This is a genomic window from Microcystis sp. MC19 (genome assembly GCF_003019735.1).
Classification (GTDB): Bacteria; Cyanobacteriota; Cyanobacteriia; order Cyanobacteriales; family Microcystaceae; genus Microcystis.
The window spans coordinates 574,423-600,408 of sequence record NZ_CP020664.1; the positions used below are offsets into that span (position 1 = coordinate 574,423).

The following is a 25,986-nucleotide window of genomic DNA, read 5'->3' on the forward strand; positions in this document are numbered from 1 at the left end:
TTCCTGCCGGCAAGAACTACAGTACCAATAAGAGCGAGAGCGTCCAATGTGATGCAGCAATTTGGTGTTACAACAGGTACAGTAAGGCATAAGGGACAGTTAGAAAGATTGATCAGCGGGGAAAATTAGGAAAATCGATAATTTATCCTAATTTTCCTCAAAAAAACTAGGCTTCTATCGCATTTAAGGCTTTTTCTACTCGTTTAAAGTCAAAACCCATCGCGCGTAAAGCGTGCCAGAGATGACCTTGTAAAAAGAAGAAAGCGAGAAAAAAGTGGGCATTAGCTAACCAACAGCGCGCCGTATGTACTCCAAAGGGCAATTTCACCGTGTCGGCAAAGTAGGGAGCAATTCCTAACTTCACTTCTAAAATTGGCCCGTAAAATTCGACTGGATAAGCGAGGGTATTTACCCCACAGAAATAGGCGGCCACGAAACCAGCTAGGGCAATTCCGCCCAAAGAATAGGATAAAATGGCTTCTCCAGAGAAAATCAGCACATTTCTCGCCCATTTAAGCGGGGGAACGATAATATGCCAGATACCGCCCCCAATTAACATTAAACCGACGTAGATATGACCACCGACTAAATCTTCGAGATTGTCCACAGTAGCAAAGTGGGTTTGATAGCCATAGATAACCCAAGGATCGAGGGTTGGTTCACTAACGACTCGGACAGCGCCGATAGTTGCGTCGTATAATCCCCCCCAGTACATAGCTTTGGCCACTAACAATAATGCAGCTATACCTAAAAAGAGCAGGTGATGACCGAGAATAACTCCTAATTGTCGGGGTTCACTCCAATCGAAATGGAATTTTTTCCCCGGACCGGAGGAATCTTTCAGGGTTTCTGGGACTCTTAACAGGTGAAATAAGGCTCCTGCTCCCAAAACTGCCGAAGAAATCAGATGAATTGAGCCAATCACGAAAAAGGGATAGATATCAATGATTTGCCCCTTTTCTCCAACTCCAAAGCCTAAAGTGGCCAGGTGCGGCAGTAAAATTAAGCCCTGTTCTGCCATGGCTATATCGGGGCGATACTGGGAAATTTCAAATAAGGTGAAGGCTCCTGCCCAAAAAGCGATTAAAGCAGCTTGAGCAACGTGGGCAACGATAAATAAGCCTGATTTATCGGCAAAACGGGCATTTCCTGCCCACCAGTCGTACTTGATCTGAGGATTGTCGTAGGTCTGCATGGCATCTTTTAATGGAAATAGAACCAAGCTTATTGATAATTATATGCAATAAGCTTTAAGTCTTAGTCTAGAATAATTCTCAATAAAGTCAAGTTAAGAATTGTTACAGTTGCTCGGTATCCTTTGATGCCTCAGTATTTTTAGCCTGATCAGCCTTTGACAATCAAGGCTTTTCAGCATGAATCTTGGATCGCAGCTAGAGTAATCGCCTCAAATAATTGAAAATAATTACTAATTAATTTTTAACGAAGACTAGAGGATAATTAGCTTGTCATCACTTAAACAAGCCTATAATTAGGCATTAAAGAGCATATTTAAGCTTATTTACGCTTTTTATTTCATTTTTAACCTGAAATATCTTTTTTATTCGATAAAATACCCGCTGGTGCCACTCGCCTCCCTGTCGGTTGTGGTAAGCTGTACTGAATTTAAACTGCGTCAGAGTCTCTGAGCGCCCATTTATAGGGATTGCCGCCTCTGGAGGTTACTTTCTCCCCCCTCCCCAGTTCTGAAAAGATACTTAATAGAGCCGTAGATTAATAACATTGTCGTTAAAGTCATGGCCATAATTAGGGGAGCGATTTTGGCTAACCAGAAAGCCACGAAGATTATGCCGATTCCGTCAGCGAGTAAGATGGGTAAACGTGGCCCTATGCCATGGTCAATGATTTTTTCTGTGCTTGGCTGCAGTTGAATTTTGGCTAAACAATGAAACCAAATTTGACTAACTAAAACTATTAAAGCTCCCCATCCTATCCAGAAGGCAGCCACATAAAAGCCCGATAATTCTAAAACAATTGTACTAACTGTGACCATAAAAAAGCGATCGAGGCGAGGATCGCTGGTTTTTTGCTGAAATTGGGCAATTTCTGCCAAGTCCACCGCTGCCATGCGTGCCTGTTCAATACACATCCCCAGGGTACCTAGGGCAAGAATAGCAGCGGATAGGTTTTCCGGTGAGAAGATTTGGGAGATTATGCCTAAACTAGCCGGAAAAAACAGTAAAAAAAGGATCGTTCGTCTCATCTATTCGAGGTTGGGTCAGATTAAGATAAGAAATGCTCTTGACTTGATCATTTCTGTAATGTCTTGTTTGCCTCCTTTTCAAAATGCTCTCCTTCTCACCCAAGCTTTAACCCATCGTTCCTATGTCAATGAACAGTCGGAATTGACGGAAAATAACGAGCGCCTAGAATTTTTGGGCGATGCGATTTTGGCTTTTTTGGTGGGCGAACTTTTGTATCAAAAATATCCCGCCATGAACGAGGCAGAATTAACCCGTTTGCGGTCAAATTTGGTCAAAGAAGAACAATTAGCGCAATTAGGCATCGAAATCGGACTGGGGGAGTTAATGCGTTTAGGCAAGGGGGCAATTAAAGATCGGGGCCGATCAAATCCTACCCTATTAGCGGACACTTTTGAAGCAATAATTGGGGCTTATTATCTAGATTCGGGGTTAAATGCGGTTAAAAACTATCTGCACGGGCTTTTTATCCCTGTAGCCTCTCATTTAGTCTCTCAACAATCGGAATCGCCATCTTTTATCGATGCCAAAAATCTCTTTCAACAGTGGGCTCTGGCCAATTTTGCCTCTAATCCAGAATATGCGATCATCGATGTTACAGGCCCCCCCCACGCCAGAGAATTTACTGCCGAAGTGCGGGTTAATCATCTGCTCTACGGTACAGGTAAAGGTAAACGGAAACAGGATGCCACCAAAGCGGCGGCCGAAGATGCTTTAAAACGCTGTCAATTGCCAGGGTAAATAGGGCCAATCCTACTTATCTTAGGGGCCACCAATTAACTTTATCCCGGGTGGCACTGTACACTTCTTTTAAACCCTCGGCATCCAGTACCCGAATTAAATCCCCCGTCGATTCGGAGGCAATTAATCCCACGGTTTGCAATCCTTTTAATACCTGTTCGACGGTGCGTTGATTGAGTTGACAAGCGCGAGCAATCACATCGACGGATAAATCAAAAGTATAGATATTTTCGGCATCTGGTTGACTACCTAATTCTCTTTCTTGATAGATTAAAGCTCTGAGTAAAGTGGCTACAGCTTGGGGTGGATAGCTACTGCAATTAAGCAAATGATACTCGAATTTTTGCTGTAATTCAAATAACAAACAGTACCGTTGACGAAAACTTTCGTTATCGTTGTAAATCTTTTCTAGCGCCGATAAGGGAATTTTCAGGACGTGGGTAGTTTTATAGGATTCCACCAAACAGGGAAAGGCGCGACTGGCTAAACCATAACTAAAGGGTAAACTCCTCATGCCAAAACAACCGCCGGGGTAGGTAATGGCAATAATCCGGTCGAGGGGAGTGCTGCGGACGACGATTACACCCTCATTCAAAATCACATACAAAACATCTAGAAATTCATCGGGGAGAAAAGCCGTATAGACGGGACGATTGGAAAATAGCGTCTCTAGCTTGAGATTGTCGGCATCGAGATACTGACTTAACCAAGCTTCCTCTAGTCCGCGAAAGAGAAAACTCTGGTTAATCAGTTGTTGTAGGAGGGTTGTTTTTTTGGCTTTGACGCTCTTGCCCATAGTCTCAAACCTAGATGTAGCACTGATTCCATCTTCTCACAGTTTCTCCTGTTATCATCTTGCTTCAAGTTTGTTTTATAAATGTATTGAAATTTTGTTTTCTATGATGTAAGATTAAAATAGACATAAAAACAGATACAACCTCAGAGTAAATCTCAGGAGGACCGCCGATGCAGTCATCCCAGTCTTGTTTGTCCCTACTCATGGCAACTGTCCTGACGGGGGGAATGCTCGTGTCTTGCACCCCATCCCCCACCAGTAGCGGCAATGACAGTCAAAAACCCGTGACTGTGACACTTGTTTCCTATGCTGTCACCCAAAGTGCCTACGAAAAAATCATTCCCAAATTTGTCGAGGAATGGCAAGAAAAAACGGGGCAAAAGGTAACTTTTGAACAGAGTTATGGTGGTTCCGGTTCCCAAACTCGCGCCGTTATCGATGGTTTAGAAGCGGATGTGGTAGCGTTGGCTTTAGCTTTGGATACCAAGAAAATTGAGCAAGCGGGATTAATTCAACCCGGTTGGGAAAAAGAAGCACCCAATGACTCTATTGTTCATAAGTCTGTAGTGGCTTTTGTCCCTCGTGATGCCAATATTAAAATTAATAAATGGTCAGATTTAGCCAAGGATAATATTAAAGTTATTACCGCTAATCCCAAGACTTCCGGCGGAGCGCGCTGGAATTTTCTCGCTCTTTGGGGTTCGGTGACGCGAGCAGGAGGCAGTGAACAAGAGGCGCAAACTTTTGTCGAAAAAGTGTTTAAAAATGTGCCAGTTTTACCTAGAGATGCTCGCGAATCTAGTGATGTATTTTTTAAACAGGGTCAGGGAAATGTGCTAATTAATTACGAAAACGAGATGATTCTCGCTAACCAAAAAGGTGAGAATTTAGCTTATACTGTTCCCACCGATTACAATATTTCTATTGATAATCCCGTGGCGGTTGTTGATGCCAATGTGGATAAAAAGGGTACGAGAAAAGTGGCCGAAGCTTTTGTGCAGTTTTTATTTACTCCCGCGGCGCAAAGAGAATTTGCTCAGGTGGGTTTTCGTCCCGTTGAACCGACGGTAGCTAAAGAGTTTGAGAGTAAATTTCCTCAGATAAAAAATCTCTTTACCGTGCAGGATTTAGGCGGTTGGGATAAGGTACAAAAGCAATTTTTTGATGATGGAGGCTTGTTCGATAAAATTCTGACTAAAGCTGGGAAATCCTAAGGAGAAAAACCATGGATAATCAACCTCAATGGCAAACTATTAATCATCCCCAAAGTGACCTACATCTTGATCAATCTGGACTTGATCGCCCCACTTCCCGACGGATAAAAATTCGGGTTCCTAAACAGTATATTAACGAGCCAATTATAGCACGTTTAGGGTCTTTTCCTAGTCTAAAAGTGAATATATTTTCCGCTTTATTAGCTGCCAATAATAATCAAGATGGCTGGTTTGATCTACAACTACAAGGCAACTGCCAAGGTATAGAAAATGCCCTTTCCTATCTGGCAGATTTAGATGTAGAAGTTTGGTATGATTCAGCACAAGTTCTTGAAGAAGCGGACAATTGGTAATCTCTAGCAATAATTAACAATGGCTAACCCACAATTATCTTTATCTCCCAGTCAACCCCAGAAAAAAGTTTCTATTCCTTGGGTAATAACCATTAGTTACCTAGTGGTTTTGTTGGTTTTACCAGCAGCGGCACTATTTGCTAAATCCCTAACTCTTGGTTTTGCTGAATTTTGGCGCGTTGCCACTTTACCGATTTCTTTATCCGCTTACCAAGTCACTTTTTTGACTTCCTTAATTGCCGGACTGATAGACGGAGTTTTTGGCACTATTATCGCTTGGGTATTAGTGCGGTATCGATTCCCAGGTAAAAAAATTGTCGATGCTTGTGTGGATTTGCCCTTTGCTTTACCCACTTCTGTTGCTGGTTTAGTCCTCGCCACAGTTTACAGTGATAATGGTTGGCTCGGTCAATTTTTTGCCCCCTTTGGCATTAAGATATCCTTTACCATTTTAGGGGTTTTTGTGGCGATGTTATTTATCGCTTTACCCTTCATTGTCCGCACCTTACAGCCGGTTTTACAGGAAATGGAAAAAGAAGTGGAAGAGGCGGCTTTATCCCTCGGTGCTTCCTCTTGGCAAATCTTTTGGCGAGTTATTTTTCCCACAATACTACCGGCTATTTTAACAGGAGTTGCTCTCGGTTTTGCCAGAGCGATCGGTGAATATGGTTCCGTAGTTATTATCTCCTCTAATATCCCCTTTAAGGATTTAATTGCCCCAGTTTTAATCTTCCAAAGACTAGAGGAATATGATTACACAGGGGCGACAGTAATCGGCATGGTTTTATTGCTGGTTTCTTTGTTCATGTTAGTAGTAATTAATTTCCTGCAGCAATGGGGTCAAAAATACAGAGTTAAGTAAAGAGTAAAAAATATTGGAGTATGACTGGAGACAGATCAAAAATGCTGAGTCTAAAAAAATCAACCAAACCGAAAGAATGGGATTACAAACCCCTACTAATTATCATCGCCCTTGTCTATCTGGCACTATTATTATTTATTCCCGCAGCGGCAGTATTTTACTATGCTTTTCGCAATGGATTCCAAGCTTTTTTAGAAGCGGCGGGAACTTCTGACTTTATCGAAGCGGTAAGATTAACAGTCATTATTGCCCTAATTACTGTACCTTTAAACACAATTTTCGGACTTTGTGCAGCTTGGGTAATTGCTCGCAATCAATTTCGTGGCAAAACTTTATTAATTAGTTTAATTGACTTACCTTTTGCCGTTTCTCCCGTGGTAGCGGGTTTAATGATTGTACTGCTCTATGGGCGCAATGGTTGGTTAGGTTCTTTTCTGGAATTTTTCGATATAAAAATACTTTTTGCTTTACCCGGAATGGTATTAGCAACTATATTTGTCACCATGCCTTTTGTCGCTAGAGAAGTTATCCCAGTCTTAGAAGAAATTGGCTTGGAACAAGAGGAAGCGGGGCGCACTTTGGGGGCAAATGATTGGCAGATTTTCTGGCGCGTCACTTTACCTAATATTCGTTGGGGATTGATGTACGGAGTGCTGTTAACTAATGCCCGGGCGATGGGAGAATTTGGGGCGGTTTCTGTGGTTTCTGGCAGTATTTTAGGCAGAACTGCCACCCTGCCAATTTTCGTAGAACAGGCTTATAAAAATTATCTCACTCCTGCCGCTTTTAGTGCGGCGGCTATTCTCGCCTTACTAGCCGGAGTTACTTTAATTATTAAAGAAATTCTCGAACGTAAAACCGCCCACAAAATTCACACTACATAACTACAATTAACCTAAAAATATGAGTATTACTATCCAGCAAGTTTCTAAACGTTTCGGCAATTTTCAAGCTTTAGATAATATCAATTTAACCATTCCTGAAGGAAAATTAGTCGCCCTCCTCGGACCATCGGGATCGGGAAAATCCACCTTATTACGTTCAATTGCGGGATTGGAAACTCCCGACAGTGGCGCAATTATCATTAACGGACAAGATACGACCCATCTGGAGCCTAGACGGAGAAATATCGGCTTTGTTTTCCAACATTATGCCCTATTTAAACATTTAACTGTCCGTCAAAATATTGCTTTTGGTCTAGAAATTCGCCAGCAAAAATCGCCAGTAATTAAGAAAAAAGTTGAGGAATTATTAGAATTAATTCAATTACAAGGATTAGGCGATCGCTATCCCGCCCAATTATCGGGAGGACAACGGCAAAGAGTAGCTTTAGCCCGCGCTTTAGCCATTCAACCGAATGTATTATTATTAGATGAACCCTTTGGAGCTTTAGATGCAAAAGTCAGAAAAGAATTAAGGGTATGGCTGAGAAATTTACATAAAGAAGTTCACGTTACCAGTGTTTTTGTTACCCACGATCAAGAGGAAGCAATGGAAGTAGCCGATACGATTGTCGTGATGAATCATGGTAAAATTGAACAGGTGGGTTCTCCCGCCGAAATTTACGATCATCCGGCCACAGCTTTTGTGATGCAATTTATTGGGGAAGTGAATATCTTACCCAGTTTAGCAGGATTAGGAAATGGACATCATCCGCGGGATAATTCCACCGTTTTTATCCGTCCCCACGACATCGAAATTATGCCCAATCAAGATGGTTTGAATAGTTGGGCAGTGGTAAAAAGAGTTATTCATTTAGGCTGGGAAATACAAGTAGAATTAATGTTAGCCGATGGGCAAATGGTGGTGGCTTATCTCAATCGTGAGGAATACAAGCAATTACAGTTACAACTAGAACAAACGGTACATTTAAAACCGAGAAAAGCGACCTTACTCACTGATTTTGACAATAAAAGTGAGAAAGTTATCGATTACTCAATTATAAAATAAACCTTAAAGCCAAGTCAAGGCTGATTCTGATCTGGACAAAGCAGATGATGGGGAAACTCAGGCAAGAGAAATGGGTGTATCTGATCACCCATTGGATTTGGTATTATAAGTAGAGATTACTAAAAATTGACTGGTTTTTTCGGGGAAGCGGCAAAATTAACAGCTAATCTGGGACAAGACGAGCTAAAAGTAGCAGAGAGCAACAATCAATGTCTAAAAACTCTATACCTTGAATCGAAAATCTGCGCCTGCAAAATTACCGAGCTTTACAGGACTTAGAATTAAAAAGCATTACTCCTTATAACCGTTTTTCTCTGTCCTAATGGGAGCGGAAAATCTACCATATTTGATGTCTTTGTTTTCCTCTCTGAATGTTTTACTGTTGGTTTAAGAAAAGCTGGGGACAGACGGGGAAAATTTAAAGAATTAAGAACCAGGATGAACAAATTTCTCAACGATTAGACTCCCCGGAATTTTTAGCTGTTCTCACTCAACAAGCTCGGAGAAAGCGGGTTTCTTAACCAAAAACCCGCTTTCTGTTCCACTGACTGATAAGTATTGATATTGACTGATAAATGATAACTCAGGTTAACTAACTATTTTTTGCCTCTAATTTGGTCAAACGACTTTTCAGTTCCTGATTTTCCTGTTTCATTTTTTCTAATTCCTCGCGAATTTCCTGAATTGCTTTGTCGGAACCTAATTTTTTCTGGACTTTTTGTACTGCTTCCTCCGCTACACGACGCACGCGACCATCGGGAGTTCGATCGCTCAAAGCTTGTAAAATAGCGATAGCTTTGGCATTTTCTATCTGTCCTAAAGCGTTACACACTGCCACCTGCGTCAAGAAAAAAGTTTCCTTGGCAATGGTTTCTAAACGTTCCAAAATTACGGTTAATTTATCCGTGCTTTGTCCCGAAGAAATCGCTCCCAGGGCGCGGATAGCTCCTAATCTCAGGGGTTGAGGCGTGCCTAAAGCCGTGTAGGTCAAAATTGACTCCAAAGCCGCCGGCGAGGTTTTTAACTGGCTTAAACCGCCAATCGCGCCCGCTCTTACTACCTCATTCCACCCCTTTCTTAACTGTAAAACATGATTGAGCAGGTCAATAATTTCCCCTTCTTTATTTTGCAATTGTCCCACGGCCATGGAGCCTAATCCTCGCGCCGCGGCCGCTTCCACATAATAACTAGCATCTCCGGCTTCTAGTAGGGATTTAAGCGCGTTATAACTATCTAAGGTTTTAATTTCACTTAATCCCTCGACAATTGCCCGACGGACTTGTGCTTTTTCGTCGTTTAAACCTTTAATTAAAGCAGTAACCGCCTGATCTAAACCAAGAGTTGCTAACTGTTTGGCCACCTCCACACGCACCCCCCAAAAAGGCTCATTTTCTAGGGATGTCCCTAAAGCTTCGATCGCTTCTAAACCGCCTTTTTTAGCAATGGCTATGGCTGCATAGATACGGGAAATTGGATCGGTATCCTGTTGTAATTGCGCTTTTAATTCACCGATGGGATACTCAAGAGTGACGGTTTTGAGGAAATTATTACCCCGATCAAACTTGACAAAATCGGGCTTTTGTGCTAGGGGAAAATAGAAACTTTGTTCTTTTTGGTGAATCCGCAGATTGTAGGTAATATCCTCAGAGTTGAGATAGGCAAAAGCGACGGGAATTTTCAAGTCGAATAGTTCCTTTTCGTCCTGGGTTTGGGTGACAGTTAATTGGGCTAAATTATTCTGATTGTCCCAACTGTAGGCCACCTTATAATCGGGATGACCACCGCGATAAACGTACTGATCAAAGAGGAATAATAAATTGTACCCGGTCGCTTTTTCGATCGCCCGTAATAAGTCCACAGTTTCCACGGTTTTATGGGCATTATCTCGCACAAAAGTCTGAATCGCTTTTCCGAATAAATCTTCCCCTAAAATAGAGCGGATCATGTGATAAACACAAGCACCTTTTTCGTAGAGATGACGATCATAAAGTTCGATCGCTTCTCGATAAACATGAGTAACAATCGGACGACGATAGCGGGAAGTATCTTCTTCTAAATAACTTCTTGCTTCCCCTAATAAATAATAACTAGCAGCTGCTTTTCCGTATTCCGATTCTGTCCATAAAACCTCAGAATAGGAGGCCATTCCCTCTTTAATCCAAGCATGAGACCAGTGTTTAATCACCACTAAATCACCGAACCATTGATGAGCTAATTCATGGGCAACTAAGCTTTCTGTCCAAGTATGATCAATGCTGGCTCTTTGATCAATTAAACAGCGATCGGTTAAAATTGTGGTGGAGGTATTTTCCATCCCACCAAAAATAAAATCATCTACACAAACTTGCGCGTATTTGGGATAGGGATAGGGATAACCAAACTTTTGGCTAAAAAACTCGATCATGCGGGGAGTTTTACCCATACTTCTTTGTCCCTCTTCTTCCCGTCCTTTTTCCACATAATAAGTGACAGGAACACCATTCCATGAGTCGCATAATTCAGCAAAATCTCCCACCGCAAGAGTCATTAAATAGGTAGGATGAATTTGCTTTTGTGACCAGTGATAAATTCTGTCCTCACCAACGGGTTCCACCGAGATTAATTCCCCGTTAGAAATAGCGATATAGGGTTGGGGAATTTTAACCCGAATTTCGGAGGTAGCTAATTGACCGGGGTAATCAAAACAGGGAAACCAAAAGCGAGAATCTTCATCTTCTCCCTGGGTCCAAACTTGAATCGGTTTATCGGGATAGTATTCGTCGGGTCCGATAAAATATAATCCCCGTTGTGGTTGCTTAACCTGATAGTTAATCGTCAGGATAATCGGTTTATCAGTGCTAGGTTGTAGCAGATGAATAGTCAGGAGAGAACGATCATAGTCAAAGGGTTGACTGATACCTTCAATGAACACAGAATTAATATTTAGATCCACCGCATCCAGAGTTAAACTGCTAATTCCCTGACGAATGGGGGTGAGGGTAATCTGACAGCTGCCCTGAAAACTTTGTCCGGGAATATCAATAATTAAATCGAGAAAAATATGATTAACTTGTCCGGGTCGATCGGGGTTATAATGGGGTTTAGCCCCCGGTAATTCAAAGGGTTGACGCTGATGATTTTCCGTGTCGATGGTGAGATGAGACATATTAGCCCTAACTTGCTGATTTTTGTCCGGTAAACTTAAATTAACACGATCGGTCGTCCCTTTCCTTGCTGATAATAATCCCACCCCTATGAATCTCCCCTCCTTTCTCTGGTTATGGAAAATTGCCGCTTGGTCGATGGGATTTGCCCTCTTTGCCTATTTTTTACTGGCAGTTTCGGGGGTAAACATGGGTTATCGACGACTTGCGGGCCAATCTCGACCAAAATGGTTAAGACCCTTTCATCTCCTCAGCGGCCTGATCATGGTTGCTTTGGTCTTAATTCTGCTGGGAATCGGATTAGTGGGAACAATCGGTCATTATGGCAGTTTAGGTCACTCTTCCCACCTGATAGCGGGTTTATCGGTGGTTTTTCTGGTTTTTGTTTCGGCAATTAGCGGCCTGAACATTACAACTCGTCCACCTCTAGCGCGGTCTCTCCACATCGGCACTAATCTTTTATTGTTTCTGGGTTTTCTTTTTGTTACCCTAACAGGATGGGATGTGGTCCAAAAATATCTACAATAAAAATAGTCGGCGATCGAGTGGAGACTGTTTGATCGAGAAAAACTAGCTATCTCATCCCGAAGAATCGCTTTTTAGTGACAGAATACTCACCCCCAAATCATTATGCAAACCGTCGAATCACAAACTATTAACACGATGTCAGTGCCAAAAAAAGGGCTACCAGTAACAATTATTACTGGTTTTCTTGGTAGTGGTAAGACTACCCTCCTCAATCATATTCTCAGTAATCAACAGGGAATTAAAACTGCTGTTCTTGTCAATGAATTCGGTGAAATCGGTATCGATAATGAACTGATTATCAGTAGTGATGACAGCATGGTAGAATTAAATAATGGCTGTATTTGCTGCACGATCAACGAGGATTTAATTCAAGCAGTTTATAAAATTCTCGAACGTCCCGAAAAAATCGATTATTTAGTCGTAGAAACCACGGGATTAGCCGATCCTTTACCAGTAGCTTTAACCTTTTTAGGGACAGAATTACGGGAAATGACCCGTTTAGATTCCATTGTCACTATGGTGGATTGTGCCAATTTTAGTCTTGATTTATTCAACTCGCAAGCGGCCTTAAGTCAAATCACCTACGGTGATATTATTGTTCTCAATAAAACCGATCTAGTGGATGAAGCGGATGTGGATTCTTTAGAAATAAGAATCCGGGACATGAAGGAAGGAGCGAGAATTCTTCGTACTAGCAAAAGTCAAGTCCCTTTACCCTTAATTCTCAGCGTCGGACTATTTGAATCGGATAAATATTTCGACACAGAAGAAGAACACCACGACCACGATCACCACCACGATCACGATCATGACCATTGCGATCATGATCACCACCACGATCACCACCACGATCACGATCATGATCATCACGACCATTCCAATCATTTAGAGGTGGATGGATTTACTTCTATTTCCTTTGCTAGTGACCAACCTTTTTCGATTCGGAAGTTCCAATATTTCCTCGATAATCAGTTACCGGAAAGCGTTTTCCGCGCTAAGGGTATTCTCTGGTTTGATGAAAGTCCTAAACGTCATATTTTCCACCTTAGTGGTAAACGTTTCACTCTCGAAGATGACGAATGGAAAGGTACTCCGAAAAATCAGCTAGTTCTTATCGGTCAAAATCTCGATCATGAAACTATCAAAGAGCAAATTAATAGTTGTCTCTGTTTACCTGCTGTCAATCGCGGTAAAGGATTTGGGAAATAAACCCCGCTTTGTAAATCTACTAAGTTGGGATTTTTAAGGGGAAACTCTCTGCTAAAGTCGGGCGTTACTTTCGATTTTTTCCCTCAATCCAAGCTTTTGGGGGGTTCTACCCCCCAAACCCCCCGCGCATTAGCTTTTCGGTCGGATGCTTACAGGCAGCTGCTGATCCATTTGTCATCATCTAAAATTCACCGATAATTGCTGATTGTCGGTATTTCTGCCTTCCTAACTCCTGACTCTAAGGACAATTTTTTGATTTTTACCAGAGGTCTATTGACCTTCTTGAGGTACTTTTCCTCCTAAAGATTCCACGATCGAGCGAGTATTTTCCCTGAGCATTTTTACATAACTATCCCCTCTAGTACCCACCGCGCCGATCGAATCAGAATATAATTGTTGTGGTGCTAATTTCACCCCCGCTTCTTCCGCTACCGTGGTAATTAAAGCGGGATTAATAGTGGTCTCGGCAAAGATAGCAGCAACCTGGAGATTTTTAATAGCATCGGCTAGATTTTTCACCGTTTGGGCGCTAGGTTGTTCTTCGGTACTAATACCAATTAAAGTTCCTGCTACTTTTAAACCGTAGGCATGAGCATAATACTGAAAAGCGTCATGAGTGGTGACTAATTGTCTTTGGGAAGGGGGGATAGTTTTAATAGCCGCAGCAATCCAGCGATCAAGATTTTCTAATTCTGCGATTAATTGGGCGGCATTTTGGGTAAAAATCTCTTTATCTTCGGGACTTAATTCAATCAATTGATCTCGGATTTTTTCCACCATGATTATCCCATTTTTTGCCGACCCCCAAACGTGGGGATCTGGGACTTTCTGCCCCTCTTTTTCCAGTTGTAAAGGCTTGATTGCTTCTCCCACAGCCACTTTTTTCGCTTTAACTGCCGTAGAATTGATCATTTTAATTAACCCCGGTTCGAGATTATAACCGTTATAGAGAATTAAATCGGCTTTTTCTAAAGCCACACTATCGGCGGGAACTGGTTCATAAACGTGGGGATCATCCCCGGGTTTTAAAATGTCTTGATGGTCAATTTCTTCACCGCCCACTCGTGCGGTTAAATCGGCGATAATTGTGCTAGTGGAGATTACCTTGGGTTTTTGGTTATCGGTGGTGTTAACCGAGGGATTACAAGCAACCAATCCTAAAAATAAACAGGATAAAATTAGTTTTTTCATCGGAAAATAGAGATGAGGGTTTAGAGGTTAGAGATGAGGGGAAATGGCATTGTTATCTATCTTGATTTTTTTCCTGACTAAAGACTCCTTTTACCATTAAAATAGAGAATAGAGAAGGTGTAAATTCAAAAGACATGGATAACCAAGCCCCGATTAAACTACCGAAAACCAGCGAATCCGACCACCTCAAGCGCATTCGTCACACCACCTCCCATGTGATGGCCATGGCGGTGCAGAAATTATTTCCGCAAGCCCAAGTTACTATCGGGCCTTGGACTGAAACCGGATTTTACTACGATTTTGATGTGCCGGAACCTTTTACCGATAAGGATCTCAAGGACATCAAAAAAGAGATGGTCAAAATTATCAATAAAAAACTGCCGGTGATTCGCGAGCAAGTTTCTCGGGAAGAGGCGGAAAAGCGCATTAAAGCGATTAATGAACCCTATAAGCTGGAAATTCTGGCGGGAATTCAAGAACCCATCACCCTCTATCATCTTGGTGACGCTTGGTGGGATTTGTGCGCCGGTCCGCATCTAGATAATACAAGCGAACTAGACCCAAAAGCGATCGAATTAGAGACGGTAGCGGGTGCTTATTGGCGTGGGGATGAGAATAAAGCCCAATTACAGCGCATTTACGGCACAGCTTGGGAAAATCCCCAACAATTAGCCGAATACAAGCGCCGCAAGGAAGAAGCACTGAAACGAGACCATCGCAAATTAGGCAAAGAATTAGGTTTATTTATTTTCTCTGATTCTGTCGGGCCGGGGTTGCCTTTATGGACCCCCAAAGGCACTTTAATTCGTTCTTTGTTAGAAGATTTTCTGAAAAAAGAACAGTTAAAACGCGGTTATTTACCCGTAGTTACTCCCCATATTGCTCGCGTCGATTTGTTTAAAATTTCCGGTCACTGGCAAAAGTACAAAGAAGATATGTTTCCCATGATGGCAGACGATGAGGAATCTGCTAGTAAGGAAATAGGATTTGTCCTCAAACCGATGAACTGTCCTTTTCATATTCAAATCTATAAAAGTGATTTGAGATCCTATCGGGAATTGCCGATGCGTCTGGCAGAATTCGGGACAGTTTATCGTTACGAACAATCGGGAGAATTGGGAGGGTTAACTAGAGTTCGCGGTTTTACCGTTGATGATTCCCATTTGTTTGTCACTCCCGAACAATTAGACAAGGAATTTTTAAGCGTTGTTGATTTAATTTTGACGGTGTTTAAGAGTTTACAGTTAAAGAATTTTAAGGCGCGATTGAGTTTTCGTGACCCCGAATCGGATAAGTATATCGGTTCCGATGAAGCTTGGGAAAAGGCACAATCAGCGATTAGAAAAGCGGTGCAAACTTTGGGGATGGATTATTTTGAAGCCCCCGGAGAAGCGGCTTTTTATGGTCCCAAATTAGACTTTATTTTCCAAGATGCCCTCGAAAGAGAATGGCAGTTAGGAACGGTACAGGTAGATTATAATTTACCCGAACGTTTTGAACTAGAATATGTTGCCGAAGATGGTAATCGTAAACGTCCGGTGATGATTCATCGCGCACCTTTTGGTTCTTTGGAACGTTTAATCGGTATTTTAATCGAAGAATACGCGGGGGATTTTCCTCTTTGGTTAGCCCCTGTCCAGATACGATTATTACCAGTTAGTGATACTCAATTGGATTACGCGAAAGAGGTGACAACGAAAATGCAATTGTTAGGAATTCGCGCCGAAACCGATACCAGTGGCGAACGTTTGGGTAAAATGATTCGCAATGCTGAAACCGCAAAAATCCCCGTGATGGCAGTGGTGGGGGCAAAGGAAATGGAAAGTAATAGTTTAAGTATTCGCACCCGTGCGGCGGGCGATTTAGGAGTAATTAGCGTCGAGGAAGTGGTGGCAAAATTAGAAAGCGCCATCCAAAATCACGGTAATTTTTAAGCGTTTGCTCATCTAATTCTATGGGGACAGAAAATATTTCTGTCCCAGCATTTTTGAGCAACCCAGGAGATTTTTGGCTCTCTTAGGTTTGGTGGGCAAAATGTATTCTAAGATACATTCTTCCTAGCGAGCGAGTGGAAGGAACCACAAAGACACAAAGGACACAAAGATTGATCGATCCTATATAAGTTAAACTTATCACACAGAACCTAGAAGAGCCGATTTTTCTTGATTATCCTTTAGGTATCGTCATCTTTTTGAAAGGGATTTTCCCCAATGCCCAGGCCTTTTTTGCTCTGTTTTAAGTCTTTCCAGAGGGCTTTAATTTTTTGGTAGGCTTCTAGAGAACTGATTTTGCCCCCCGTTTCCAGATTACAAATAAAACTGACTTTTTGGGCAAATTCCTGTAAATTGGCGTTAAATAGCAAGTTTTCTGGCTTAAATTCCCCATAGTAGGGCGCGCGAGGATAGAGAAAATCCTCCTTGCGGCGATCGGGGAGATTCGGGTTATCATCGTTAGGAGGATTCTGATTCATAGGGCGACGGCGGGTAATTTTTCGGAATTTCTTTAGATTTTTCGGTAATGGTAATGGGAGATAATATCAGTTGTTGGCTATCATTGGGGATTTAAGTAAAAACTGGGCCGATTCGCCAAAAGTTGAACCCTGGGATCGTGACACTTTTTGGTTATAGGTTAAGATTCGGTCGCAAAATGTTGGCAGTTATCTTTAAGCAGCAATTATACATTATTTTTTCTCAACGATCATCCCCCTGATGATGGAGATTTTTTGTCTAGGTTGATCGCCAAAATTTGCTGCTGCCGCTATCCGATTAACCATCGATTTTCGTTTATCAATTGCCAAGGATGATAACTATGGAAAAACTCTATGAAGGTAAGGCCAAAATTCTCTATCAAACCGATGATCCTGATATTCTCCTCACTTATTACAAAGACGATGCCACCGCTTTTAATGCCCAAAAACGTGGGCAAATTGTCGGCAAAGGAGAAATTAACTGTACTGTCTCCACTGCCCTATTTCAATGGTTAGAATCCCTAGGAATACCTACCCATTATATTGATCGCCCTAGTTCTAGGGAAATGCGCGTCAAGGCGATTAAAATCATTCCCTTGGAAGTAGTAGTCAGAAATATCGCCGCCGGTAGTTTGTGCAAGCAAACGGGATTAAAGGAGGGGAAAGTTTTACCCTTTCCTCTCGTAGAATTTTACCTCAAGGATGATGCTTTGGGAGATCCTTTGTTAACGCCCGATCGCATAAAAGTGATTGATATTGCCAGGGAGGAGCAAGTCAATCAGTTACGAGATTTAGCCCTGAAAATCAATCAATATCTACAGGAATTTTTTGATAAGTGCCAGATTATTCTCGTCGATTTTAAGTTAGAATTTGGAGTTGATAAAACGGGCAAAATTTATCTAGGTGATGAAATTAGCCCCGATACCTGTCGTCTCTGGGATAAAACCCAAGAGGATGCTCAAGCGCGCATTCTCGATAAGGATCGTTTTCGTCGCGATTTAGGAGATGTGGAAACTGCCTATCAACAAGTACAAGCAAGAGTTTTACGACAGATAGAAAGTTTATAACCGCAGGGTGTGTTAGCGAGCGCGTAACGCACCTTAATTGAGATTAGCAATTTAATAATTTATGTCCAGAAGAATTATCGGGTTAACAGGGGGAATAGCTTGTGGTAAATCCACGGTTTCCAATTATTTAGAAAATATCTACAAAATTCCTGTTCTTGATGCGGATATTTATGCCCGGGAAGCAGTGGAAAAAGGTTCGGAAATTTTAGAGAGAATTTTTGCGCGTTATGGCAGAAAAGTTAAAACTGAGGATAATTCCCTTAATCGCCAACAGTTAGGAGAGATTATTTTTAATAATCTCGAGGAAAAAATCTGGTTAGAAAGTCAGATTCATCCCTATGTTAGAGAATGTTTTAAGCGGCATTTAGAGCAGTTAGAAGTCCCGATAGTTGTTTGTTCTATTCCTTTATTGTTTGAAGCCAAATTAACCCATTTAGTCACAGAGATTTGGGTGATTTCTTGCAGTTTCGAGCAACAAATTCAACGCTTAACGACTAGAAATAACCTAAGTAGAGAACAAGCGATCGCTCGAATTAATAATCAAATGTCTTTAGCCGAAAAAATTGCCTTGGCTGATATTGTTTTAGACAATTCCGGGGATTTAGAAGCTTTATATACCCAGATCGATCGAGCTATACAATAGGGATTAATATTAAAACAACCAGGCAAATTTTCCCACCCCGAATTTTACATAGAGAATAATTGCCAAAACCAATAAAAATAGAAAGCCAATAATTAATAAATAGTCTTTATTGGTTAAGATTGATTCCTGTAAAAATGTGCGATCAGGATCACCAGAGAAAGCTTTAGCCTGTAAAACTACCTCTAATTTTTGCGATTTAGCCATAGCGTTTAAAATTAAAGGTACAGCGATAGAAGCGTAAATTTTTCCCTTTTGTAACCAACCCATTTTTTCTATTGCTAATCCTCGTAATCTTTGAGCGGAAATAATCGATCGAGATTCTTCTACTAGGAGAGGAAATAAACGCAGGGTAGAGGAAAAAATAAAGACTATTTTGTAGGGAATTCTGGCTTTAGTTAAACTCACCATCATCTGATTTATATCGGTGGTAAAAATAGCGAGGGGAATAATTAAAACCATAGTGAGAGTTTTAAAGATCACATTTAAACCGTAGAGGGTTCCCTCCACAGTCATTTGAGCAGAACCGACAGTTAATAAGGGAGTTAATTCAGTTTTTCCCGTTAAAGCTTTTACCTGTTCCACATTAAAAAATCCCATGGTAATTAATAAGAATAGATAAAAGGGAGCCATGAATTTGAAAATAGTGAGGAGATAAGACCATTTTACCCCGGCCCAGAGACAAGCTAAAGCGACAATAAGAGTTAGAAAACCGCCAGCGAGGGGACTTTCCCAAGTAAAAGCGATGAGAGTAACCACGATCATCATGGTTAATTTTGTCCGAAAATCTAGGCGAGTAAAAGGAGAATCTTGATCGACGGTTTGCCAGTTAAATGATTGCATAATTAGGAAAAAAGTTAGTAAGTAGCTAGGTGTTAAAAACTGTCAGATGCCCCCCTTATTAAGGGGGATCCCCCCGCCTATCGGCACCCCCCTTATCAAGGGGGGCAGGGGGGATCGGCGGGAGCATCTCACCTTTGCAATGAGCATAAATACTTAGTGGAAAAATAGGCTTTTCGAGGGTAATTCTTGTTTTAATTCTCCATGTACGCAGTCTTTAAAAGCCTCTATTTCGTTCCAAGACACGATTAAGAGTGGCTTTTAGGCTAAGTATAATTACTTATCGCGTAAGTGAGATGCTCCCGGATCGGCACACCCCTTATTAAGGGGGGATCTATCTTCAATTTAATTATAACTTTAAGGGAATGAGTTAATTACCCATCCCCATCAATCCCCTAGGAAGGGTTAGTAATTCTCTTCATTTGCTCTTGAATTTCGGGGTTATAAATCTGGAGATAATTCCAATAATTACCAAACACCGATTCTATATAACCCTTAGTTTCTCTAAAGGGAATATTCTCGACAAATTGATCGGGATCGCTAAAATCAAAACGCTGTTTCCATTTGGAAACTGCCCCAGGTCCGGCGTTATAACTAGCCACGGCAAAAAGTGAATTTCCGGCGAATTTGCCATGGGTATAATCGAGATACCATGTCCCCATCATAATGTTATCTTCAGGATTAGTTAAAGAATAACTTTTATTGCCAGTATTACCCGCAATATATTTACCCGTGTCGGGCATAATTTGCATTAATCCCACTGCCCCTACAGGAGAACGAATTTCTTTTTCAAAGCGGGATTCTTGCCGGATTAAAGCAGTCACTAGCAGGGGATTTAATTGTCTATCTTTTGACCATTCCAGGATGGTATCGTAGTAGGGGAAAGGGAATAAAGCGTGCCAGTATTTATCATTTTGTCGCAGGAGTTTCCAGGCTTTCTTTTCCTCCGGGGTATCTCTTTCTCGCAAGCGCCAAATCAGGTTAATTCCTTCTAAATTTTGATTGCGAGAGAGTTTATAGACACCGAGGTTAAATTGTTCGTCAACGGTTAAATTCCAAGGATCGACAATTTCTGCTTGGAAGAGATTCCAAGCATCCGTATCTTCACCAATTCGATATAATTCCTTGAAAGCTTCCGAACCAGCGGGGGGATCGTTACGAGTGGCGGGTTTGACGGTGGTAGGGTTATAGGAGCGGACAGTGGTAAAATCCCCCACGTCCCAACCTAATAAAACCGCCGAGCGCCAGGCATAATAGGAATGGGGATGACGAGAAATAGTGTAGGTAAAAGCTTGTTTTGCTTCTTGGTTTTTGCCGAGTTTTTGCGCCCATTTTCCCACCCAAAAGGCTGCTTTCGGAGCAGTTTGACTATCGGGATTATTAACCGCAATTGGCTGCGCCCACTGCCACGCCTTGGCGTAATCACCGGATTTAGCGGCTCTTTGGGCCATTAACCAGCGATAATCGGCGGCTTCGTCGGATTTTGGGTATTTATTTAATAAAGTCTGCCATGTTTGACTAGCGGCCTGAGCATTAGTTGATCCTAGTAATTTGGCTTTCGCCTCCAAAGCTTCCGGAGCGCGATCGGGAAATTGCTTGACAATGCGATCGAGATATGCTATGGCATCGCGGTTAGGAGAAATTTGGGCGAGTCGCAGTAATCCTAAACTGGTTTCTGGGGCCTGGGGATAGGTTTTAATTAATTTTTGGTAAGCGCTGCGAGCTTCTGGCAGTTTTTTGGCAATTTGTAGCCCGCGGGCGTAACGATAGGCTTGTTCGGGGCTAGGAGTGGCTTTAGCGTAGGCTTTATAGGCTTTTTCGTACAATCCCGACTGCCAATAACCTGCCCCAATCATTGCCCAATCCGCTGGAGTTAACTGCTCGGCGTAGTCTTTCACCAAACGATCGCGGGCCTGATTGAGGGTAGGATCAAAAGGATTAGCCTTGGCTAACTGTAACCATAAGGGAAATTGATCGGGATTTTCTTGAAGACGTTGGCGAATTAAAGCCAAAGTGCGCGGGTGTCGGGGGTATTGCTTGAGCAATTTTTCCTGATAACTGGGGTCGTATTTGCCCAAAGAGTAGTAAGCTTCCGCCACTACGGGCGATTGGGGATAGGTTTTAATTAATTTTTGCCAAATTTCTCGCGCTCTTTCACTATCGTTGCTTAATTCGTGGGCGCGTCCCTGTTTGAGGAGAATCTGGGGAGCGAGGACAGGATATTGTTTTTCTAAGCCTTCTAATTGTTTTAAAGCCGGACCCCCTTCATATTTTCTCAATAAATCCATGGCCAGGAGATAGCGGGCGCGACTACGATCTAAAGAGGGCGAGTTGGCATCGGCAACATCTTTTAACTTGACATCTCGCTCGGTTTGTGGTAAAGAAGCGCTATCAACCACGGCAGAGGGTTGGTTAGGATCTTGGCTAGGAAGCGACGCACTATTGCGATCGAGCCAAGCGAGAAGTTTCGGGTGAAAGAGAAAGAGACTGGTGAGAGTAAAAAGCGCAACCCCAGAACCTAGTCCAAGAAGGAGCGGGGTGTGAGGGGGGAATTTCTTAAACATTACCTTAATTCAAGACAGTAGCTCAACATACATTATCAATGATCGTGGTGACAGGTTGTTTGTTTCAATCAGGTTGGGGGGTTGTTCAGTTATCAGTAAGCAGTAATCAGTAATCAGTGAACTGAAAACTCCCATCTGGTAACTGATCACTGATCCCTGAGATATGGTACGCTAAACAGGATTTAAGTATTATTAATGATTACTATGAAACAGCGCGGCGTGACGGTTTGGTTAACGGGATTGAGCGGTGCGGGGAAAAGCACGATTACCGAGGCATTACAGGCAAAATTAATCGCTGAAGGCTATTCCATTGAAGTTCTCGATGGCGATATAGTACGGACGAACCTAACCAAAGGTTTAGGATTTAGTAAAGAGGATCGCGATGAAAATATCCGTCGCATTGGTTTTGTGTCTAATTTGCTCACCCGTCACGGTGTGATTGTCCTAGTTTCAGCTATTTCTCCCTATCGTGAGATTCGCGAGGAAGTACGGGGGAAAATTGGCAGTTTTGTCGAAGTTTTCGTGAATGCTCCCTTAAACGTCTGTGAGGCGCGCGATGTGAAAGGATTATATAAAAGAGCGCGTGCTGGCGAAATCAAGTCTTTTACGGGAATTGATGATCCCTATGAACCACCTTTTAACCCGGAAGTGGAATGCCGCACCGATTTAGAGACTTTAGAGGAAAGTGTCGCCAAAGTCTGGAACAAATTGACGGAATTAGGCTACATTCATCAAGCTGTGGCGGTTTAATCCCAGAATAACTTTGTATTATTGGAAAACATCGTAGGGACGTGGACTAAAAACGTCTCTACTCCCCGATTAACCCCTTAAGCCAATTTGTTAGTTAATCTCCTTTTCTTCAGTACCTAAGCAAAGTTAATTAGATCTCTGGCTAAAGTGCAAGACTGTCTAAACAGTGATCAGTAAACAGTAAACAGTAAACAGTGAAAAGACAGTAGGAAACTTCTATTTAATACTGCTCACTTAAAACTTAAATCTGATAACTGATAACTGATAACTGATAACTGTCTCGACTAGCAAATTAATTTTGCAGGAATACTTAAGTAGGTGGGTGGAATTAAATATAAAATGAACGTAGGTTGGGTTGAAGCATGAAACCCAACGCCCGCATGGGTTACGCTACCGCTAACCCATCCTACAAATAATTGTGCCTACCTACTTAATAAGTAAGTATTTATAATTGAAGAGAAGATAGATTTTGCCTTTGATCCCCCCTTAATAAGGGGGGTGCCGACAGTTTTTAACACCTACCTACATATTTAAAGGCGATAAATTATTTTGAAATCTCGCTCTAGTTATTGGAACCTCATTCCCTATCTCCGTCCCCAAACCCAAACAATTATTTTGGCGTTCATCTGTACGATCGGATTTACGGTATTTTGGCCGATTTTAGCTTGGTTAGCCGGACAAATGGCCAGATATATCGGTGAGGGAAATGTGCAAGCATTGGCCACACTTTCGGGGGTGGGGGCAGTGGTTTTTTTACTGCGGGGAATGTCTCAGTATGGACAAGATTCCCTGATGGCGAAAGCTTCTTTAAAAATTGCTCTCGAATTAAGAAAAAAAGTTTATGCTCACCTGCAAACCCTCGGTTTAAATTACTTTGAAACGGCCAAAACTGGTGATTTATCCTATCGTTTAACGGAAGATATCGATCGCATTGGGGAAGTAATTAACAAATTTTTCCACGATTTTATTCCCTCAGCCTTACAGTTAATTGTCGTCTTTGCCTATATGTTTATTGTTAACTGGCAATTGACGATCGCTGTCATTATTATCGCTCCTTTGTTAGGAGTTTTGGTGGGATTTTTTGGTGAAAAATTATTACAATATGCTCGTCGCGCTCAGGCGAAAATATCTAATCTTTCTTCGTTATTAACCGAAGTTTTTGGCGGTATTCGTGTGGTGCAAGCTTTCGCATCTGAAGATTATCAAACCGAGCTTTTTGCTCAAGAAGCGGAGGAAAATCGCCGCGCTCAATACCTATCAGAATCCACCAAAGCTTTACAATACGTCGTGGTGGGATTCTTACAAGCTCTCGGTGTCATCTTTTTATTCTTTCTCGCTGGTTGGCAAATTTCCCAAAAGAATTTAACTGGAATTGACTTTGTTAGTTATGTGGCAGCGGTGGCAATGTTAATCGATCCCATCGCCCATATTACCAGTAATTATAATCAATTTAAACAGGGTCAAGCCTCCATGGATCGGATTTTTGAATTGTTAGCTATTTTGCCAACAATTACCGAAAAACCGAATGCGATCAATCTGCAACCCCATAGCAAAGAAGTTGAATATTGTCAAGTAAATTTTTCTTACAATGAGGACAGACAGGTTTTAAAAAATATTAATTTTACTGCACACGCTGGCGAAATGATTGCTTTAGTAGGAGCATCGGGAGCGGGAAAAACCACTTTAGTTAATCTTTTATTGCGTTTTTATGACCCCACTGCCGGCAAGATTTTAATCGATGGGGTGGATATTCGTGATGTGACTTTAAAAAGTCTCCGGCGACAAATTGGCGTAGTTTTACAGGAAAATATTCTCTTTTCTGGCACTATAGCCCAAAATATCGCTTTTGGCCAGGGAGATTTTAATCTGCAAGAGGTGGAAAAAGCGGCAAAAATTGCCAACGCTCATCAATTTATCGGTGAACTTTCCCAGGGTTACTATACCTATGTGGGAGAAAGAGGTGTTAATTTATCGGGTGGACAAAGACAAAGAATCGCCATCGCACGAGCGGTTTTATCTAATCCGAGAATTTTAATTTTAGATGAAGCAACTTCAGCGCTCGATTCGGAATCGGAAGCTTTAGTGCAGGAAGCTTTAGAAAGAATTATGACGGAGCGCACGGTATTTGTTATTGCTCACCGATTAGCAACTGTCAGAAAAGCTAACCGTATTTTAGTCTTAGAAAAGGGTGAAATTATCGAGGTGGGTAATCACGAGGAGTTATTAAATCTTAATGGTCGTTACGCTCAATTTCATGCTAGACAATTTCAAGATTAGTCTATTTGGCATTAAGAGTTGGGCTCTTCTAGGTTCTGTGTGATAAGTTTAATTGACATAGGATCGATCGATCTTTGTGTCCTTTGTGTCTTTGTGGTTCGTTCCACCCCCTCGCTCTTGAGAAATGTATCTTAGAATACATTTTACCCACCAAAGCTGGGAGAGCCGATATTTTTCTGTTCCCTCTACTTAGGGTTTTTTCGGGGAATTCCTCGCAAAGCTAAAACATCATCGAGGGTGGAACAATAGTTTTTTAAACCAAAATCAGCAGGAGTATAGGTTTTAAAGTGGGTGAAGTGGCGATAATTCATCGCAAAGCGGTCCCATGCTTCCATCTGCAAGTTAAAAACTTTGATAAAAAAGTTAGCAATGGTTAAAGATAAAGGAATGCGAAAGTAGATTTTTTTATTTAAATAAGTACAGATTTCCTCCACTGCTTGGTTAGCTGTTGTCCGTTGATTGCCTAGGACAATTTTGCTTTCTGGTGCGGGATTTTCGATTAAATAATTCACCACTTGAGCTATATCTTTGGCATGGATAAAATGAAAACTGCCATCAGCTTGAAACCAACGCACTAAACCGATATATTTCAACACATCCGGTAAACCACCATAGATATGAGAATAGGGTTTATTTTCGTCACCACCTAAGACAAAAGTGGGGTATAAAGTGATAATTTTATCGGCAATTTCTAGGTCAGTAAATTTGCTATAACAAATATATTTGGTGCGGATATAATTAGTTCCTATTTCCCCAGCTTCGGGCAAAAGTTGATTATTTTGATTGAGAATACTGGCAGTAGAAAAATAGAGGACTTTCTCGCAGATTTGAGCATCTAAATAACTAATTAATTCTAGGGTTTTTACCACATTAATCTGATAACTTTCCTCCTCTCCTCCCCAACTGGTAGCGATTAAAACCGCTATATTCATTGTTTTTAAAAGCTCGGCATATACCCCAATATTTTCCATATCGCCTAAAAGTATATGAACATTTGATCGCCCTTGGTAAGTAAATTTTAACTTCTCGGGATTACGCAATAAAAAATATAATTCATAGTCGGGATTTTCCAGTAAAATCTCGGCGATATAATGCCCAATACAGCCACTCACACCCGTTAGAAATATTTTTTTCATTATTTTAATTGATCCAGCAGAATTTAGGGGACAGTGTGA

The 25,986-nt window shown here is 41.7% G+C and carries 22 protein-coding genes and 1 pseudogene; 14 read left to right on the forward strand and 9 right to left on the reverse strand.

Features of this window, described 5'->3' with window-relative positions; translation table 11 throughout:
* Positions 1–166 precede the first annotated feature (166 nt).
* Complete coding sequence (locus B5D77_RS02985) at positions 167–1,195, reverse strand: chlorophyll a/b binding light-harvesting protein (protein ID WP_002742255.1); 1,029 nt, start codon at positions 1,193–1,195, stop codon at positions 167–169.
* Positions 1,196–1,654: 459 nt separating this feature from the next.
* Positions 1,655–2,221, reverse strand: a complete 567-nt coding sequence (locus B5D77_RS02990; RefSeq protein WP_106908247.1) for a hypothetical protein — start codon at positions 2,219–2,221, stop codon at positions 1,655–1,657.
* Between the two features lie 58 nt (positions 2,222–2,279).
* On the opposite strand from B5D77_RS02990, the gene rnc reads away from it, so the two are divergent.
* Positions 2,280–2,960, forward strand: a complete 681-nt coding sequence (gene rnc, locus B5D77_RS02995) for a ribonuclease III (RefSeq protein WP_106908248.1) — start codon at positions 2,280–2,282, stop codon at positions 2,958–2,960.
* Between the two features lie 16 nt (positions 2,961–2,976).
* Here the strand turns inward: rnc and B5D77_RS03000 are convergent, their stop codons facing one another.
* Positions 2,977–3,756: a Crp/Fnr family transcriptional regulator gene (locus tag B5D77_RS03000; RefSeq protein ID WP_106908249.1), complete on the reverse strand. Its 780-nt coding sequence runs from the start codon at positions 3,754–3,756 to the stop codon at positions 2,977–2,979.
* A 170-nt stretch (positions 3,757–3,926) separates the two neighbouring features.
* Between B5D77_RS03000 and B5D77_RS03005 the strand changes: the two genes are divergently transcribed.
* From B5D77_RS03005 to B5D77_RS27925, 6 genes and pseudogenes are all read left to right on the forward strand, one after another.
* Positions 3,927–4,970 (forward strand): sulfate ABC transporter substrate-binding protein, encoded by a 1,044-nt coding sequence (locus B5D77_RS03005; protein ID WP_008200798.1) that lies wholly within the window; start codon positions 3,927–3,929, stop codon positions 4,968–4,970.
* A gap of 11 nt (positions 4,971–4,981) precedes the next feature.
* Positions 4,982–5,323 carry an NIL domain-containing protein gene (locus B5D77_RS03010; protein ID WP_008200797.1) on the forward strand — a complete coding sequence of 114 codons (342 nt, stop codon included), beginning with the start codon at positions 4,982–4,984 and terminating at the stop codon, positions 5,321–5,323.
* A 19-nt stretch (positions 5,324–5,342) separates the two neighbouring features.
* Entirely contained in the window at positions 5,343–6,185 is an 843-nt protein-coding gene (gene cysT / locus B5D77_RS03015; RefSeq protein ID WP_008200794.1) for a sulfate ABC transporter permease subunit CysT, read from the forward strand.
* Positions 6,186–6,226: 41 nt separating this feature from the next.
* Positions 6,227–7,069 (forward strand): sulfate ABC transporter permease subunit CysW, encoded by an 843-nt coding sequence (gene cysW / locus B5D77_RS03020; RefSeq protein ID WP_008200791.1) that lies wholly within the window; start codon positions 6,227–6,229, stop codon positions 7,067–7,069.
* Between the two features lie 19 nt (positions 7,070–7,088).
* On the forward strand, positions 7,089–8,135 hold the full coding sequence (locus B5D77_RS03025) for a sulfate/molybdate ABC transporter ATP-binding protein (protein WP_008200790.1): 1,047 nt from the start codon (positions 7,089–7,091) through the stop codon (positions 8,133–8,135).
* A gap of 233 nt (positions 8,136–8,368) precedes the next feature.
* Positions 8,369–8,573: pseudogene (locus tag B5D77_RS27925) on the forward strand (AAA family ATPase); the annotation flags it as partial.
* A gap of 154 nt (positions 8,574–8,727) precedes the next feature.
* On the opposite strand, the gene B5D77_RS03035 reads toward B5D77_RS27925, so the two are convergent.
* On the reverse strand, positions 8,728–11,364 hold the full coding sequence (locus B5D77_RS03035; RefSeq protein WP_106908250.1) for a M1 family metallopeptidase: 2,637 nt from the start codon (positions 11,362–11,364) through the stop codon (positions 8,728–8,730).
* Between the two features lie 4 nt (positions 11,365–11,368).
* Between B5D77_RS03035 and B5D77_RS03040 the strand changes: the two genes are divergently transcribed.
* Complete coding sequence (locus tag B5D77_RS03040) at positions 11,369–11,806, forward strand: DUF4079 domain-containing protein (RefSeq protein WP_002803749.1); 438 nt, start codon at positions 11,369–11,371, stop codon at positions 11,804–11,806.
* A 102-nt stretch (positions 11,807–11,908) separates the two neighbouring features.
* Positions 11,909–13,015 (forward strand): GTP-binding protein, encoded by a 1,107-nt coding sequence (locus tag B5D77_RS03045; protein WP_106908251.1) that lies wholly within the window; start codon positions 11,909–11,911, stop codon positions 13,013–13,015.
* A 270-nt stretch (positions 13,016–13,285) separates the two neighbouring features.
* Here the strand turns inward: B5D77_RS03045 and B5D77_RS03050 are convergent, their stop codons facing one another.
* Positions 13,286–14,206, reverse strand: coding sequence for a metal ABC transporter solute-binding protein, Zn/Mn family (locus tag B5D77_RS03050; protein WP_106908252.1), 921 nt, complete (start codon positions 14,204–14,206; stop codon positions 13,286–13,288).
* 134 nt (positions 14,207–14,340) lie between these two features.
* Between B5D77_RS03050 and thrS the strand changes: the two genes are divergently transcribed.
* Positions 14,341–16,140 carry a threonine--tRNA ligase gene (gene thrS / locus B5D77_RS03055; protein WP_008200774.1) on the forward strand — a complete coding sequence of 600 codons (1,800 nt, stop codon included), beginning with the start codon at positions 14,341–14,343 and terminating at the stop codon, positions 16,138–16,140.
* 239 nt (positions 16,141–16,379) lie between these two features.
* Here the strand turns inward: thrS and B5D77_RS03065 are convergent, their stop codons facing one another.
* Entirely contained in the window at positions 16,380–16,676 is a 297-nt protein-coding gene (locus B5D77_RS03065; RefSeq protein ID WP_002743720.1) for a hypothetical protein, read from the reverse strand.
* Between the two features lie 338 nt (positions 16,677–17,014).
* Between B5D77_RS03065 and purC the strand changes: the two genes are divergently transcribed.
* Both purC and coaE read left to right on the forward strand, forming a co-directional pair.
* Positions 17,015–17,740, forward strand: a complete 726-nt coding sequence (gene purC / locus B5D77_RS03070) for a phosphoribosylaminoimidazolesuccinocarboxamide synthase (protein WP_008200768.1) — start codon at positions 17,015–17,017, stop codon at positions 17,738–17,740.
* Between the two features lie 61 nt (positions 17,741–17,801).
* Positions 17,802–18,383 carry a dephospho-CoA kinase gene (coaE, locus tag B5D77_RS03075; RefSeq protein ID WP_008200767.1) on the forward strand — a complete coding sequence of 194 codons (582 nt, stop codon included), beginning with the start codon at positions 17,802–17,804 and terminating at the stop codon, positions 18,381–18,383.
* A 9-nt stretch (positions 18,384–18,392) separates the two neighbouring features.
* On the opposite strand, the gene B5D77_RS03080 is transcribed toward coaE, so the two are convergent.
* Together B5D77_RS03080 and B5D77_RS03085 are read right to left on the reverse strand one after the other, a co-directional pair.
* Entirely contained in the window at positions 18,393–19,223 is an 831-nt protein-coding gene (locus tag B5D77_RS03080) for an energy-coupling factor transporter transmembrane protein EcfT (protein ID WP_008200765.1), read from the reverse strand.
* A gap of 392 nt (positions 19,224–19,615) precedes the next feature.
* On the reverse strand, positions 19,616–21,784 hold the full coding sequence (locus B5D77_RS03085) for a transglycosylase SLT domain-containing protein (protein WP_106908253.1): 2,169 nt from the start codon (positions 21,782–21,784) through the stop codon (positions 19,616–19,618).
* 204 nt (positions 21,785–21,988) lie between these two features.
* Here B5D77_RS03085 and cysC point away from each other — a divergent pair, with 204 nt between their 5' ends.
* Positions 21,989–22,534 (forward strand): adenylyl-sulfate kinase, encoded by a 546-nt coding sequence (cysC, locus tag B5D77_RS03090; protein ID WP_106908254.1) that lies wholly within the window; start codon positions 21,989–21,991, stop codon positions 22,532–22,534.
* A 549-nt stretch (positions 22,535–23,083) separates the two neighbouring features.
* A complete protein-coding gene (locus B5D77_RS03100) occupies positions 23,084–24,811 on the forward strand; it encodes an ABC transporter ATP-binding protein (RefSeq protein ID WP_106908255.1) in 1,728 nt (575 codons plus the stop codon).
* A 185-nt stretch (positions 24,812–24,996) separates the two neighbouring features.
* On the opposite strand, the gene B5D77_RS03105 is transcribed toward B5D77_RS03100, so the two are convergent.
* Complete coding sequence (locus B5D77_RS03105) at positions 24,997–25,947, reverse strand: NAD(P)-dependent oxidoreductase (RefSeq protein ID WP_008200758.1); 951 nt, start codon at positions 25,945–25,947, stop codon at positions 24,997–24,999.
* Positions 25,948–25,986: the final 39 nt, after the last annotated feature.

Excerpts from the sequence above, each read along its gene's own strand:
- B5D77_RS03005 (WP_008200798.1), top strand. The coding sequence starts at position 3,927 with ATGCAGTCATCCCAGTCTTGTTTGTCCCTACTCATGGCAACTGTCCTG.
- B5D77_RS03000 (WP_106908249.1), bottom strand. The coding sequence starts at position 3,756 with ATGGGCAAGAGCGTCAAAGCCAAAAAAACAACCCTCCTACAACAACTG.
- B5D77_RS03045 (WP_106908251.1), top strand. The coding sequence starts at position 11,909 with ATGCAAACCGTCGAATCACAAACTATTAACACGATGTCAGTGCCAAAA.
- B5D77_RS03105 (WP_008200758.1), bottom strand. The coding sequence starts at position 25,947 with ATGAAAAAAATATTTCTAACGGGTGTGAGTGGCTGTATTGGGCATTAT.
- B5D77_RS03065 (WP_002743720.1), bottom strand. The coding sequence starts at position 16,676 with ATGAATCAGAATCCTCCTAACGATGATAACCCGAATCTCCCCGATCGC.
- B5D77_RS02985 (WP_002742255.1), bottom strand. The coding sequence starts at position 1,195 with ATGCAGACCTACGACAATCCTCAGATCAAGTACGACTGGTGGGCAGGA.
- B5D77_RS03040 (WP_002803749.1), top strand. The coding sequence starts at position 11,369 with ATGAATCTCCCCTCCTTTCTCTGGTTATGGAAAATTGCCGCTTGGTCG.
- B5D77_RS02990 (WP_106908247.1), bottom strand. The coding sequence starts at position 2,221 with ATGAGACGAACGATCCTTTTTTTACTGTTTTTTCCGGCTAGTTTAGGC.
- B5D77_RS03085 (WP_106908253.1), bottom strand. The coding sequence starts at position 21,784 with ATGTTTAAGAAATTCCCCCCTCACACCCCGCTCCTTCTTGGACTAGGT.
- B5D77_RS03025 (WP_008200790.1), top strand. The coding sequence starts at position 7,089 with ATGAGTATTACTATCCAGCAAGTTTCTAAACGTTTCGGCAATTTTCAA.
- coaE (WP_008200767.1), top strand. The coding sequence starts at position 17,802 with ATGTCCAGAAGAATTATCGGGTTAACAGGGGGAATAGCTTGTGGTAAA.
- B5D77_RS03050 (WP_106908252.1), bottom strand. The coding sequence starts at position 14,206 with ATGAAAAAACTAATTTTATCCTGTTTATTTTTAGGATTGGTTGCTTGT.
- cysC (WP_106908254.1), top strand. The coding sequence starts at position 21,989 with ATGAAACAGCGCGGCGTGACGGTTTGGTTAACGGGATTGAGCGGTGCG.
- B5D77_RS03010 (WP_008200797.1), top strand. The coding sequence starts at position 4,982 with ATGGATAATCAACCTCAATGGCAAACTATTAATCATCCCCAAAGTGAC.
- purC (WP_008200768.1), top strand. The coding sequence starts at position 17,015 with ATGGAAAAACTCTATGAAGGTAAGGCCAAAATTCTCTATCAAACCGAT.
- cysT (WP_008200794.1), top strand. The coding sequence starts at position 5,343 with ATGGCTAACCCACAATTATCTTTATCTCCCAGTCAACCCCAGAAAAAA.
- cysW (WP_008200791.1), top strand. The coding sequence starts at position 6,227 with ATGCTGAGTCTAAAAAAATCAACCAAACCGAAAGAATGGGATTACAAA.
- rnc (WP_106908248.1), top strand. The coding sequence starts at position 2,280 with ATGTCTTGTTTGCCTCCTTTTCAAAATGCTCTCCTTCTCACCCAAGCT.
- B5D77_RS03080 (WP_008200765.1), bottom strand. The coding sequence starts at position 19,223 with ATGCAATCATTTAACTGGCAAACCGTCGATCAAGATTCTCCTTTTACT.
- thrS (WP_008200774.1), top strand. The coding sequence starts at position 14,341 with ATGGATAACCAAGCCCCGATTAAACTACCGAAAACCAGCGAATCCGAC.